Source organism: Poseidonibacter ostreae (genome assembly GCF_009208075.1).
Lineage (GTDB): Bacteria > Campylobacterota > Campylobacteria > Campylobacterales > Arcobacteraceae > Poseidonibacter > Poseidonibacter ostreae.
In genome coordinates this window covers 15,234-28,476 of record NZ_WFKJ01000017.1, presented here as the reverse complement: position 1 = coordinate 28,476, position 13,243 = coordinate 15,234, and the positions used below count along the sequence as shown (strand labels likewise).

Sequence of the window (13,243 nt, the reverse complement as noted above, 5' to 3'; positions counted from 1 at the left end):
ATCATATCCTCTAATTTAAAGCTTGACTTAAATCAGCTTTTAAATCTTCAGTATTTTCTAAACCAATAGAAAGTCTTACTGTTACAGGGTTAATTCCAGATGCTTCTAATTCTTCAGGACTCATTTGTGAGTGAGTAGTAGATGCTGGATGAGTAATTAGTGATTTACTATCTCCAATATTTACAACTACTGAGAATAGTTTTGCACTATCAATAACTTTTTTTGCTTCTTCGAAAGATTCAACATCAAAAGAAATTAATCCAGATGCTTTTCCACCTTTGAAGTACTTTTGAGCTTTGTCATAGTATTTATCACTTTTTAATCCTGGATAATTTACAGCTTTTACTTTTGGATGTGCTTCTAAAAATTCTGCAATTTCTAAAGCATTATCAGAATGCTTATCAACTCTTAATGCTAAAGTCTCTAATGTTTGAATTAATAACCAAGAATTAAGTGGAGTTTGAACTGCTCCGATATCTCTTGCTAATGATAATCTAGCTCTTAAACAAAAGTTTGGAAGTGGAACATCTGTATAAACTAAACCATGATATGAAGCATCAGGAGTTGTAAAATCAGAATATCTATTTTCATTTGCTTTGAAAAATTCAGATAATCCATCTCTTTCAACAATAATTCCACCAATAACAGTACCTTGACCATTTGTATATTTTGAAGTTGAGTGAACAACAACATCTACACCCCATTTAATTGGGTTAAATAAAGCTGCTGTTGCAACTGTATTATCACAAATTGTTAAAACACCATTTCTTTTTCCAACTTCAACTATTTTTTCTACATCTGCAATTGCAATTTGTGGGTTTGATAATGATTCAAAGAAAATAGCTCTTGTGCCTTCATCAATTTGTTCTTCTAAGTTTGAAGCATCTTCACTTCTAAAAATCTTAGCTTCAATTCCAAATCTTTTAATAGTATGAGTTAATAATGTAACCGCTCCACCATATAATTTATCAGAGATTAAAATGTTATCTCCAGCTTTTGCAACATTTGCGATTGCATAAAAGATTGCAGATTGACCACTTGAAACACATAAAGCAGCAGCTCCACCTTCAAGTTGTGCAAATCTTTGCTCTAATACATCTGTTGTAGGATTATTTAATCTTGTGTAAATTGGTCCTAATTCTTTTAAAGCAAATAAATTCGCTGCGTGTTCTGAATCTCTAAAGGCATATGCAGTAGTTTGAGCAATTGGCACAGACATTGAACCATAACCCTCTTTCTTATTATAGCCTCCGTGAACTGCAATTGTTTCGTTTTGCATTTTATTTTCCTTTTTTTATTTAATTTATGGTGAAAGTATAGAATGTTTTGTTTTTAATGTCAAGTGATTTAATTGCAATTAATAAAATATTCTATATAAAATTACTTGTATTTAATAAAAAAAGATTATATTTTAAAATAAATAAAATTTATTTTTATTCATAATCCTCTATAAAATAGGAGTTGTTGAGCTATTTAAGATTAAATTAATTAATCATGATTAAAAAAGAAAAAATTTTAAAATTTCTTCAAAAAGTAGGTAAATTTTTAAAGTATATTAAACTAGTATGGTATTAATTTAGGAAATATTAAAAAAAATAGCTATAATTTTACTATTAAAAAGGCAAAAAAGATGAAAAAAAACGTATTTGAAAATATTATAATAGATAAGAATAAAGAACAATTCTTTGATTTACTAAAAAATGACAAGATTAAAATAGAAAAAATAGTATCAAATGGACAAAGCTCACCCATAAACTTTTGGTATGAACAAGAAAAGAATGAATTTGTACTTATCTTAAAAGGAAATGCAATTTTAGAGTATGAAGATAAAGACCTAGAACTTAAAGAGGGTGATTATATAAATATAAAAGCTTTTACAAAACATAGGGTAAAATACACAAATAAAGATGAGCCAACTATATGGCTTGCAGTATTCTACTAAGGTATAAATTGAAAATAGCAATAATAGGAGCAGGGGCTGCTGGTATAATAGCCGCAATAACTGCTAAGAGATTAAACAAAAATATTCAAGTTGATTTATTTGATGCAAACAAAGGTATTGGAAAAAAGATACTAGCTAGTGGAAATGGAAGATGTAATATCTCTAATTCACATGTAACTCCCAAAAACTATTTAGGTGAAAACCCAGATTTTACAACTTATGCTTTAAAAGAGTTTGATTTTAAAGCTTTTGAGAAGTTCTGTAAATCAATTGGTTTATTACTTGATATAAAAGAGACAAATAAAGTATATCCATTATCAAATGAAGCTAAATCAGTTACAAGACTACTTGAGCTTACACTTGATTCTTTAGGCGTTAAAGTCTATTTAGACTCTTTGATAAAAGACATCAATAAAGAGAATGAAAAGTTTTCAATTAAAACTGCAGATAAAGAATACACTCAGTATGATAAAGTACTTATTTCAAATGGTTTAGGAGCAGCACCACAACTAAATGCAAATGAATCAGGATTAGATTTTGCTTCAAAATTTGAACACAGCTTCAATCCAACATATCCATCACTTGTAGGACTTCATACAGATGTAACATATCATAGTAGAATGCAAGGTGTTAAAAAAGAGTGCAATGTAAGTCTTTTTATAAATGGACAATTAGAACAAGAGATATTTGGAGATGTATTGTTTACTAAGTATGGAGTATCAGGTTTTGCAATACTAGATATCTCACAAGTAGCAGCATATAATCTAAGTCTTTATCAAGATGTAAAAATAGCTATTAATTTTTTTCCAAAATTACATAGAAATGATTTGAGCGACCAAATACAAAGTTTGTTTAAAACAGCACCAAAACAAAAAGCACTAGATATTCTAACTGGAATGATATCAAATAAAATAGCTCCAGTTTTACTAGAAATATGTAAAATACAAGAAGATACAAAAGCAGAACAAGTAAATGCAAAACAAATCAAAGCAATCTCATATCAATTAAACCAATGGAAGCTAAAAATCACAGATACACAAGGCTTCGGACATGCGGAAGCAAGTGGTGGTGGAGTTCGTACAGATGAGGTTGATAATAGAACTTATGAAAGTAAGAAATGCAAAGGCTTATACTTTGCAGGAGAGGTTTTAGATATTGTAGGAAATAGGGGTGGATTTAATCTGCAGTTTGCTTGGGCGAGCGGTTATCTAGCTGGAAAATCATTAGTGAGAAAATCGTAACTTTTGCTAAATTTCGGCGTTATCGTCGGAATTGAAATACGCGCACAGTTTGCCTTGTGCCAGTGGCACAAGTTTTCCTCTGGCCTTTAACTTGTTCTTGCAATCTCTTTGAAAAAATTTACTATTCTGAGTTAATACTAGTTTCTTAATTAACTTTCTAAATTTATTATTTTTAGAGCTTCAATTAATTCCTCATCTCCATAATAATACTCTTCTAAAAGAGGTTTAATTTTATATTCTAATACAAATTCTAGCTCAGATGCATCTATATTCATAAAGTAGCTATGACCTATTTGATACTCTTCTCCTAAATCATTTTTTATTTTTTTATTTAGTTTTTCAAATGTAGTTTTAAAACTTGGCAATACTAAATTTGAATTTGGCTGCATTTTAATAAATGTAAATCTTCTTCTAAGTGCAACATCTATTAAAGCAATAGATTTATCTGTTGTATTCATTGTCCCAATTATATAAAGGTTTGATGGAACTGAAAACTTCTGTTTGGAATAAGGAAGAGTTACTTCATAATCATCTCTTTTTGATTCTTCAATAAGTGTGATTAGTTCACCAAAGATTTTTGAGATATTTCCTCTGTTTATTTCATCGATAACAAGATAGAAGTTTTTTTGTTCAATATATTGAATTTCATCAATAATTGATTTACAAATGTTATAAAGTATTGAGTTGTAACCATACATATATTTATCAAAAGAAAGAGATAAATTTCCTAAATTTCTATTTTTAATGTCATCAACAGAAATAGATTGATTCTTGATATTTTCAAGTAATTCAATTATAAGTTTTTTAGGAATTGGGACTATTCTGGTATCATTTTCTTTTTTAATATAAATCATCTCATTGCTAATTTCACTTATCGTATAAGTTGTTCTATCTGTTGAAATAACCCTATTTATTAAAATATTGTCTTTTAATATAATTTTTGAAGATGCTTTATAAGCAATATTCTTGAAAATACCATCTTCTATTTCAATATTTCCATTTTTTTGTGGTCTGAAGCCTTCAATAAAATCTTCATATCCAAAGCTCTGATGAAAAGTAATAAACTCTACTCTTTTTTCTTCTTCTACTTGTTTAAAAGTTTCATTTTCATTACTAAACAATTCATTTTTTTTAATCGAATCAAAAATATCTTTTTGTGATTGACCTTGTTCAATTAGAGAAATTAGCTTTTTATAATTATGAGTTTTCCCAACTCCTGGTGCTCCGTAAAGTATTATGTTTTTTATATTCATTTTTTCACTTTCTTTATAAATATTTTTTTTAGTTTCAATGTCTTCTAAGAACTTCATATATTGAAATAATGAAGAACTTGCACCTCCTTTACCTAAATCTTCTTGATCCCATTTATAGAGTTCATCCATTCCTTCTTTTTTAGAAAAAAGACTTTTTAAATTTTTTATAACAAGTAGATTCTTTTCTAAAAATAAATTTTGATATGTATCTATATTATAAAAGGAGTTCAATTTTTTAGGTATGTCTTCAGATAAAAATTTAATTTGATCTTTAATTGTTTTATCTTTAAAGTTATTTCCTTTTTGAGTTTTTGAACTTTCTAAGAATTTTTTATATTGTTCAGTTTTAGATTGATATTCCATCTATTCCCTTTCTTCCAATAACTTTTTAAACTCTTCTTTATCTGGTAATACTGTTAAATATTTACTTGCGTAGATTTGATTATTGTCTTTTGGTAAAGTTAATTCAACCAAAGTTTTGCTTTTATCTTTGCAAAGAATAATTCCAACTGTTGGATTTTCATCTTCAGTTTTTTCATATCTATCAAAATAATTTACATACATCATCATTTGACCTATATCTTGATGTTTTAGTTCACCAATTTTTAAATCAATTATTACAAAAGATTTTAAAAATCTATTGTAAAAAACTAAATCAACTCTAAAGTGTTTTTCATCAATTGTTAATCTTTTTTGCCTTGATACAAAAGTAAAACCTTTTCCTAGTTCTAATAAAAAATTCTCTAACTTATCGATTAATTTTTGCTCTAGTTCACTTTCAGTATAACTTGAAACTTCAGGAAGCCCAACAAACTCTAAAATATATGGATCTTTTATCATATCATCAATTTTTTCAATAGCTTGACCTTTTGAAGATAACTCTTTTACTTTTGACTTGTCTTTACTTAAAGCTAATCTTTCAAAAAGTCCACTATTAAATTGTCTTTTTAATTCTCTTAAACTCCATGCATCTTCAAGTGCTTCAATTTCATAAAAGTTTCTTTCATCAATATTTTCAATTCTTGTTAAAAATATATAGTGTGACCAGCTTAATTTAAATTCGCTAGACGCTGTCTGTCTTTTTTCATAGACTAAATAAAATTGTCTCATATTTTTTAAATTTTGCTCGGAGAAACCTTTTCCAAAATCTTTTATAAGCTCTTTAGATAAGTTTTGTATTAAAGCTTTTCCATATTGTGCTCTTTTTTCTCCGCCTTGTTCTTCTTCTACAATTCTTTTACCTACTTCAAAATAAGTCTTTGTCATAGTTATATTTATAGTTTGATATACCTTGCTTCTGGCATTGTTTAGTAAGTCTTTTATATCTTTATAAAATTGATTATCTGTTAATTTCATTTAATTTCCCTAATCCTAGTATTTACCTCTTTTATATAGTTTTCATATCCAATATCATCACATTTTAAGTCAATGCTTTTCATTTTCAACCTAACTAAATTTTCATCAATTCCCAGTTTTAAATCCTCATTAACATATAATAAATGTTTAGGATATAAAAGCATTGTATTTCTAATCCCAAAGTTTATTCCATAAGTAAACATTTGATATTTATCATGAGTTTTTAAATCTTTTTTGTTTTTTACAAGTTTATATTTTGTATCAATAATTTGATTTGAAGTTTTAATATCTGGTTTTAGTTTTAAATTTCCATAATTCTTTTCGCATTGTAAGGATGTATTTGAATCTATTTCTTTATAAATATTTCCTATAAATTTCTCAAAAACTTCACTCATATCAAAAAGAAAAGCAAAACTTTTTGTATCAGAATTATTAACAAGTGGTGAAAGTTTTTTAAGTATCTTTAATGCTATTTCAAAAGGTTTTTCAAATCTATGATTTAATCTATCAAATTTGATTCTTAATCTATTAATATCTATGTGAGAGTATTCAACTTCATCAAATACAGCTTCACATTTATGTAAGTTTGAATAAGTACTATATCTTTTAAATATTTTTATTGCATAAAGAAAAAATCTATTTAATTCATTGTCAATTGAAAACTCATCAAATTCACAGTAGATATTCATATGATAGAAGTTTTGGAAGTTCTTTTCTAGTAAATATTTACCTTTTAGAACTTTTAGGTTTTCTTGTTTTGTTATATAGGTTTTATGAATACCTCTTTTAAGTTCATTAAATAAAATATCTGAAAAATACCTAATGAAAAACTCCATATATTTAAATTTTGTTTGGTCAAAATTAGCAAGATCTTTATTTGATATTTTTATATCATAAGCTTTTAGAATCATATAGATAAATATATTTAGATTATCTTCATTTTCATTTGATATTTTTGGAATAATAAAATAGTTCTTATTTTCAATTGATAAAAACCCACATCTATTTTTAGGCTTGATTCCATCAAAATTCATTTCAAAGTAAGGGTATAAAGATTTATTGTCCTTAATATGGATTTCTAAATTCTCTGGGATATTTTGATTTTCATAAAGATAATTCATTTATATACTTCTTTAAATATTCTGTGATTATTAATGATAGTAGAAGTTAGCATATAAGTAGGTTATTTAAAATTGTGAGGACAGTATACCTAATTATTTCATCTAAAAGATAACAGTTAAATACCATCTGCTACAAACTGCAATAATCTCTATATATTTAGGGCTTTTGGGAAGTTATTCAAAAGATACTCAAACAGAAAACAGTGATTTATGGATAAATCAATTACTTTAGAATTAATGAATTAGATGAATTAGAAAGAAAAACACTAGAAGTAAAAGATTATATTAACTAATTTCTTACTTCTTATCTTATAAATCAACAGCGTAAGATTTTAATGTTTCTAAATCAATGAGTTCTAAAATACGTTCATGTGTAGAATGTATAAATATCTTAGGTGCTTTACCCTCATGATGTGCTTTTACAAAACTATATCCACCTAAACACCAACTTTCTCCTGGTTTAACACCTGGGAAATTATATTCAGGTACTGGAGTTGAAAGATCATTACCCGCTTTTTTAGAATATTCTAAAAACTCTTTAGTTGCGTAAATACAAACAGCATGAACACCGTCATTATCTTTTCCAGAAAAACAACAGCCATCTCGATAGAATCCAGTTAGTGGATTTACACTACAAGGTTCTAGCGTACCACCTAGTACATTTAACTTCTTTTTCATTTTTTCCTTGATTTGTGATGATAAAAATCTAAAAATCATTGTATCAAAATTTTGTAATACCTTATTAACAACAACCCTCACTAGGTTTTGCAATAGAAAATGCTGCTTTCTTTTTATCATCATTAAATGTTGGAGTACAACATTCACTATGTTCATTATCTCCATAAACTTCTACATCACTCATTGAGTGGTAGTTTTCCCAGATTAGTCCACTTGGGTCATTTACCCAGTATTTATTTGATTCTTTATAACAGCATATTGCTCCAGCTTCTTCTTTACCTTTTATTTCAGCATCTTCAAAACTCTTTTGAGCACTAGCAAGTGCTTCATCGCTTTCATATTGAACTCCTAAGTGATTAAGACCTTTTTCTTCACCTTTTGTAGAGATTGCAAAGTTTACTGCCATATCTTCTAATAACCATTGGGCATAATCTTTTTTTATTTTTGTTGGTTTTGCATCAAACTGTGTATTATAAAAATGTATACTTTCTTCTAAATTATCAACTGTTATATGCATATGTAATCTTTTTTTATTAGTCATTTATTATCCTTTATAATCATTTGATTTATCTTACAATACCATTTATATATGTAACTTCAAAATCTTTATTATGAATAAACAAATAAATTAATAGTTTCTTTTTACTGCATTAAAAATATACTTTGAAACAACTTTTGGTTAAAATCTCAAAAAAAGGATTTTAAAATGGAATTAGGATTATTTACAGGTTTTCTTGGCTTTTTTGTTACAGCATTATTATTAGTAATTGTATTTCTTTATTTATATGCAATTGTTACACCTTATGATGATTACAAGCTTATTTTTGAAGAGAACAATCTAGCAGCATCACTTGGTTTTGGTGGAGCTATTATTGGGGTATCTATACCTTTATATAGTGCTTTAGTACACTCTACATCTTATTTAGATTTTGCTATTTGGGGATTAATTGCTATTTTAATTCAATTAATTTTTGCATTTATTGTGACAAGACTTGGTGGAAAATATTCTTTTAAAGACAAAGTTTCTAATGGTGTTATTTCTGTTGGTATATTAATGGCATTTTTATCAATTTCAATTGGACTTTTAAACGCAGGATCAATGAGTTATTAAAACTCATTGATTATGTATTAATTACTCAACTATTCCACTCATACAAGTAACTTCAACACCTTCTTTTCTCCAAGCATTTGTAATTTCAAGTAAGCCTATACTATCACTTGGCATATGAGGTGCAATTATGATATTTCCTATATTTTGTTCTTGAACTGCTTTTTTTACATCTTCTGGAACGTGCATTGCTATTATTGTTCCAACTCCTGCTTCAAAATATGATTTATAAACATCAACGCCACCATTTGTTCCACCTGCCATTAATAGTTCTATTTTTCCTGCATAATCACTAGGACTTCCAACTCTAATAACAGGTTGTGCAACTTTTCCTTTGTAATATTCCCAAGAGTTTAACTCTTCAATAATATCTTTTAGTTTTGTTTTTGGTTTAGTTTCAAAAGCTTTATCAAGTCTTGTTTGAACAATTTCTTCAGTTATAAAATCAGCTGGAATATGGATATTTAAATATGGCATTTTCATAAGTCTTGCAGCAGAACTAACTCGGTCATAATTAGAAGCATGACTTCCTAAATCAACGCTTTGTTGTTTCTTTTTTAGTGCTTTTTGAGCTTTGTTTATAGGAACACCTGATTTCACCATTCTATCTATTTGCACATCCATTACTTTTGCAAAATCAACTATACAAGAGTCTGCTTTTGGATGATGTGATACTACACAATCATATCCCATTTGTTGTGCTAAAAGTAATTCAGGTGTCTCCATATCAATACCAATAAGTACTTTTTTTATATCTTTACCTTCAACTATAATATTTGTATCATAAGGCATAGCCTCTAGTTTTGCAAGTTTTAGTGCTGTATTCATTAAGTTTGTTGTTGTCATATATATTTCCTATTCTAATTAAGCCATGATCTTAAAGCTCGTGGTTTTCCTAAGAAGTAACCTTGTCCATAAGTTACTCCTATAGCTTTTAGTTCTTCAACATCTTCTTTTGTCTCAACATATTCAGCTACAGTTTCTTGTCCCTTAAGTTGTGCAATTTCTTGAATGTATTTTATTACTGCTTTATCTATAGGATCTGTATGCATATCTTTTACAAAACTTCCATCAATTTTTACTACATCAAATGGTAAACTTTTAAGATATTCAAAAGAAGCCATACCTGTTCCAAAATCATCTAATGCAAGTCCTATATTTTGTTCTTTAAGCCATGTTATAAACTCATTTGCCATATTAAAATTACCAATTGCTGAACTCTCCGTAATCTCTAATTCTAATTTATCCCAAGGAAAATCAAAATGTTCAATAGCTTTTTTTACTTTTGCTTGAAAGTCTGGGTTATTTAGACTTGAACCTGCTAAATTTATATGTGCAGAGTGTAGCTTTTCTATATGGTTTTTATTTTTTGATACAGTCTCAAGATATGTCCATAGAACATGCATATCAATATCTGCCATAAGTTGATATCTTTCAGCTGTTGGCAGAAAACTATCAGGTGGTATGAAGTTATTATCTTTATCCCACATACGTATAAGTATTTCATAACTTATCTTATCTGTATCATATTGTAGTGGAACTATATCTTGTGCAAAAAGTTCAAATCTAGCTGGACCATCTGCTAACGCTTCTTTTATAAGTTTTGCAGTATCAATTTCCATGGACACTCTTTTTGCAATTTCATCACTTGGGTCAAAGATTTGTGATTTACCTCGTCCTTTTTGTTTAGCTGTATAAAGAGAAGTTGTACTTGCTTTTAAAAGCTCTTTTAGAGTAAATTCAAAAGGTTTAAAAAATACAAGTGAGATACAAGCCGATACACTAAATGTTTCACCTTTATATGAAAATCTAAAATCATGGAGTCTTTTTAGACTTTCTTCTAAAAATTTTTTTCCAAACTTTTCATTTGAATCTTTTAAAAGTACAGAAAAAGTATCTCCATCAATCCTACCAAAAGGAGTACCTTTTGGTAAGATTGCTTGATAATGAGTCACTATCATTTTTAGTAGTTCATCTCCAGCTTGATATCCTGCTGAATCATTTACTAGTTTAAATTGATCTAGATTTATAAGTAAGTAGTTGTATCCTTTAATATTTGGACTATCATTTTTTAAAGCATTTAGAAGTTCTTCTTTCATAAAAAAACGATTATAAATATTTGTTAATTGGTCATGATTAGCTTGAAACTTTAGTTCTTTAGATGACTTTTCTATTTGTTTCATTTGCAAATTAAAGCCATCATATAGCTCTTTAATTTCATTATTTGCATTAGTACTAACTGCAGTAATTTTATTGTTAGTAGGGTCACTTTTTCTCATTGCATCTAATAGTTCTATAAAAGGTCTTGTATAGTTTTTACTTAAAAATAGACTAATTAAAAATCCAAAAAGTAGGGCAAAAGGAAATATTATAAGTATTGTATATGTAATTTGTTCTTCTTTTTGTTTAAAAGATGATAAGTCTACATCAATCAATTCAAAACCTAAAGTATAATTATCAGCAGTTATATCTTTTTTCACAAAAAGGTGTTCATCTATAAATATTGTCTCTTCTTCAAAAATAGATAATTGTTTTTTTGTTAATTCTTTTGTATCTCCATATTGAAAAATTGCTTTTTTATTTCCATCATAAAGAATAACTCCTCTTATTTCTTTAAATGCAGATAATCTAAATGTTATATCAGATAAAACATCAGCATTTGGGTTTAATATAAAATTTAGAAGGTCATTATTTAAAGATTGAGTAATTGCGTTAGTTTGGGTAATTGCGTTTTGTTGATTCTCTTTTTTTTGAACGTTTAATATAAAAAATAAGGTACTAGCTTCCACAACAATTACAATTATAGTCATAAAGACTATTAATTGTGTTTTTATTCTAAATCCATTCCACATTTATTTTTGTGCTTTAGATCTATTTATAATTGGTAAACTTATATCATTACCCCATTCTCTCCATGAAGCATCATAATTAGAAACGTTGTATCCTAGTTCTCTTAATGCAAAATAGTTAGTAGATGCAACTCTTCCTATCTTACAGTATATTATAACTTTCTTATCTTTATTTACATCTTTGTATAACTCTTTTAATGTAGTAGCTTCTTTTAATTTTGATAATTTATTTTCTTTTTTTAAATTGTAATAAGCTGGAATATGAATAGCATTTGGTATGTGACCAAATCTTTTTGCTACAGATTCTTTTCCTATATAAGATTCATAACCTCTTGCATCAATAACAGTTTGGTTTGGATTCTTTGTCGCAATTTGAGTTGTAAATTTTGTAGATAATCTATTGTTATTAATTGAAGCTATGTACTTACTAGGTTTAACTTTAAGTGTTTCAGAAGAAACAAGAAAATTTTTCTTTTCCCATGTATCAAAACCTCCATTAAGTAACTTCACATTTTTAAATCCATAGACTTCTAAAGTCCAAAATATTCTAGAAGCATCATAAAAAACACCATCATCATAGATAACAATATTATCCTCAATATTTAAACCTAATTCTCGCACTAGTGCTTGCATTTTATTTGGTTTAACAATTTTACCATCAACTTTTTTATTTTCATAACTTTTTGAAACAGGAAAATTTATAGAGTTTTTTATATGAGTAATCGAAAAATCTTCATAATTTCTTACATCAATAATTTTGTAAGCTGTAATATTTTTTGATAATTCATCAACACTTATTCTTAAATCTTGTGCATTTAGTGTAATTTGTGTTACTAAAAAAATAAAAATAAAATAAAAATTATTTTTCATGATAAAACCTTTTTTTTGCTTTGTAATAAGGATACTTTAGCATGATTAAGTAAATTTGTAAATAGAATATTAGTATATTTTGTAAGATTTAGACTTGCATTTTGTTATCTTGTAAAGTGAATAGTTTTATTTGTCAAACTCTAAAAAGAGTTTGACAAAAAGTGATTAGTTACCTAATAATTTTGTAGCAGTATCCATTAAAGATGAGTTAGAAGTAGTAGCTTTTGCAGCTTCTGAAGTAGCTTGGTCTTTTACTTCGTTAACTTTTCCCTCTAAACCTTCACTAGATTTTTCTGCACAAATATCAATAGCTTTTGCCATCATTCCATCATCTGCAATACCTACAAATGATTTGTATGTAGATGCTTGTGTACATAAACTTTTAGCTTGTTCAGCTGTTGCTGGGCTTTTTGCTTTTACAATGTCTGTTAATTGTTTTCCAATGCTCTCAGCTGTTATACCCATTGCACCACCAACTGTACTAACTGCTGATTTTATATCAAATGCAAAAGTTGTAGAGATTACTAAAGCCGAAGCTAAAATGATTTTTTTCATATATATTTCCTTTTAAAATAATAATGTATTATATTCTTTTTATATTAATAGAATGTATCAATTAAACTTATTTTTTAAAATAATTAAGTTTTTTATTAAATTAAACTCAAAATTTACTTCTTTTGTGACAAGAAAATATGAAGTATCTACTTTTTCAAGTTTTAAAGGCTCTATTTTTTGATATTTTTTCTGTTTATATGTAAAGTTTATATAGTTTTTATCTTCAATTGCTTTTTGTAAAAATCTTAATTCAATATTCATTTTATCTAT

14 protein-coding genes are annotated in these 13,243 nt (G+C 27.2%); 3 read left to right on the top strand and 11 right to left on the bottom strand.

All coding sequences use genetic code 11. From position 1 onward, the window contains the following. Positions 1-10: 10 nt before the first annotated feature. Positions 11-1,279, bottom strand: coding sequence for an O-acetylhomoserine aminocarboxypropyltransferase/cysteine synthase family protein (locus tag GBG18_RS06990; protein WP_152189677.1), 1,269 nt, complete (start codon positions 1,277-1,279; stop codon positions 11-13). A gap of 351 nt (positions 1,280-1,630) precedes the next feature. Here GBG18_RS06990 and GBG18_RS06985 point away from each other — a divergent pair, with 351 nt between their 5' ends. Both GBG18_RS06985 and GBG18_RS06980 read left to right on the top strand, forming a co-directional pair. After that, positions 1,631-1,942: a cupin domain-containing protein gene (locus tag GBG18_RS06985; protein WP_152189675.1), complete on the top strand. Its 312-nt coding sequence runs from the start codon at positions 1,631-1,633 to the stop codon at positions 1,940-1,942. Positions 1,943-1,950: 8 nt separating this feature from the next. Next, the gene (locus tag GBG18_RS06980; RefSeq protein WP_152189673.1) at positions 1,951-3,183 is read left to right on the top strand and encodes a BaiN/RdsA family NAD(P)/FAD-dependent oxidoreductase; all 1,233 of its coding nucleotides are present in this window, start codon (positions 1,951-1,953) and stop codon (positions 3,181-3,183) included. Between the two features lie 149 nt (positions 3,184-3,332). Here GBG18_RS06980 and GBG18_RS06975 read toward each other — a convergent pair whose 3' ends face one another. The 5 genes from GBG18_RS06975 to GBG18_RS06955 form a co-directional block, all read right to left on the bottom strand. After that, positions 3,333-4,799, bottom strand: a complete 1,467-nt coding sequence (locus tag GBG18_RS06975) for an McrB family protein (protein WP_152189671.1) — start codon at positions 4,797-4,799, stop codon at positions 3,333-3,335. Beyond that, complete coding sequence (locus GBG18_RS06970) at positions 4,800-5,792, bottom strand: PDDEXK nuclease domain-containing protein (RefSeq protein WP_152189670.1); 993 nt, start codon at positions 5,790-5,792, stop codon at positions 4,800-4,802. After that, the gene (locus GBG18_RS06965; RefSeq protein WP_152189668.1) at positions 5,789-6,913 is read right to left on the bottom strand and encodes an McrC family protein; all 1,125 of its coding nucleotides are present in this window, start codon (positions 6,911-6,913) and stop codon (positions 5,789-5,791) included. The genes GBG18_RS06970 and GBG18_RS06965 overlap by 4 nt, the downstream gene beginning before the upstream one ends. A gap of 309 nt (positions 6,914-7,222) precedes the next feature. After that, a complete protein-coding gene (locus GBG18_RS06960) occupies positions 7,223-7,591 on the bottom strand; it encodes a DUF2237 family protein (protein WP_152189666.1) in 369 nt (122 codons plus the stop codon). Between the two features lie 64 nt (positions 7,592-7,655). After that, a complete protein-coding gene (locus tag GBG18_RS06955) occupies positions 7,656-8,132 on the bottom strand; it encodes an ArsI/CadI family heavy metal resistance metalloenzyme (RefSeq protein WP_152189664.1) in 477 nt (158 codons plus the stop codon). Positions 8,133-8,297: 165 nt separating this feature from the next. On the opposite strand from GBG18_RS06955, the gene GBG18_RS06950 reads away from it, so the two are divergent. Further along, a complete protein-coding gene (locus GBG18_RS06950) occupies positions 8,298-8,702 on the top strand; it encodes a DUF350 domain-containing protein (protein ID WP_152189663.1) in 405 nt (134 codons plus the stop codon). A 21-nt stretch (positions 8,703-8,723) separates the two neighbouring features. Here the strand turns inward: GBG18_RS06950 and GBG18_RS06945 are convergent, their stop codons facing one another. From GBG18_RS06945 to GBG18_RS06925, 5 genes are all read right to left on the bottom strand, one after another. Further along, positions 8,724-9,545, bottom strand: a complete 822-nt coding sequence (locus GBG18_RS06945) for a hypothetical protein (protein WP_152189661.1) — start codon at positions 9,543-9,545, stop codon at positions 8,724-8,726. Between the two features lie 14 nt (positions 9,546-9,559). Next, positions 9,560-11,551, bottom strand: coding sequence for a bifunctional diguanylate cyclase/phosphodiesterase (locus GBG18_RS06940; RefSeq protein ID WP_152189659.1), 1,992 nt, complete (start codon positions 11,549-11,551; stop codon positions 9,560-9,562). Further along, positions 11,552-12,418, bottom strand: a complete 867-nt coding sequence (locus GBG18_RS06935) for a sulfurtransferase (RefSeq protein WP_152189657.1) — start codon at positions 12,416-12,418, stop codon at positions 11,552-11,554. 165 nt (positions 12,419-12,583) lie between these two features. Further along, a complete protein-coding gene (locus tag GBG18_RS06930; RefSeq protein WP_152189655.1) occupies positions 12,584-12,973 on the bottom strand; it encodes a hypothetical protein in 390 nt (129 codons plus the stop codon). Between the two features lie 57 nt (positions 12,974-13,030). Next, on the bottom strand, positions 13,031-13,234 hold the full coding sequence (locus GBG18_RS06925; RefSeq protein WP_152189653.1) for a WYL domain-containing protein: 204 nt from the start codon (positions 13,232-13,234) through the stop codon (positions 13,031-13,033). Between the last annotated feature and the right edge of the window lie 9 nt (positions 13,235-13,243).

Excerpts from the sequence above, each read along its gene's own strand:
- GBG18_RS06965 (WP_152189668.1), bottom strand. The coding sequence starts at position 6,913 with ATGAATTATCTTTATGAAAATCAAAATATCCCAGAGAATTTAGAAATC.
- GBG18_RS06950 (WP_152189663.1), top strand. The coding sequence starts at position 8,298 with ATGGAATTAGGATTATTTACAGGTTTTCTTGGCTTTTTTGTTACAGCA.
- GBG18_RS06925 (WP_152189653.1), bottom strand. The coding sequence starts at position 13,234 with ATGAATATTGAATTAAGATTTTTACAAAAAGCAATTGAAGATAAAAAC.
- GBG18_RS06975 (WP_152189671.1), bottom strand. The coding sequence starts at position 4,799 with ATGGAATATCAATCTAAAACTGAACAATATAAAAAATTCTTAGAAAGT.
- GBG18_RS06985 (WP_152189675.1), top strand. The coding sequence starts at position 1,631 with ATGAAAAAAAACGTATTTGAAAATATTATAATAGATAAGAATAAAGAA.
- GBG18_RS06970 (WP_152189670.1), bottom strand. The coding sequence starts at position 5,792 with ATGAAATTAACAGATAATCAATTTTATAAAGATATAAAAGACTTACTA.
- GBG18_RS06930 (WP_152189655.1), bottom strand. The coding sequence starts at position 12,973 with ATGAAAAAAATCATTTTAGCTTCGGCTTTAGTAATCTCTACAACTTTT.
- GBG18_RS06935 (WP_152189657.1), bottom strand. The coding sequence starts at position 12,418 with ATGAAAAATAATTTTTATTTTATTTTTATTTTTTTAGTAACACAAATT.
- GBG18_RS06960 (WP_152189666.1), bottom strand. The coding sequence starts at position 7,591 with ATGAAAAAGAAGTTAAATGTACTAGGTGGTACGCTAGAACCTTGTAGT.
- GBG18_RS06955 (WP_152189664.1), bottom strand. The coding sequence starts at position 8,132 with ATGACTAATAAAAAAAGATTACATATGCATATAACAGTTGATAATTTA.
- GBG18_RS06990 (WP_152189677.1), bottom strand. The coding sequence starts at position 1,279 with ATGCAAAACGAAACAATTGCAGTTCACGGAGGCTATAATAAGAAAGAG.
- GBG18_RS06940 (WP_152189659.1), bottom strand. The coding sequence starts at position 11,551 with ATGTGGAATGGATTTAGAATAAAAACACAATTAATAGTCTTTATGACT.
- GBG18_RS06945 (WP_152189661.1), bottom strand. The coding sequence starts at position 9,545 with ATGACAACAACAAACTTAATGAATACAGCACTAAAACTTGCAAAACTA.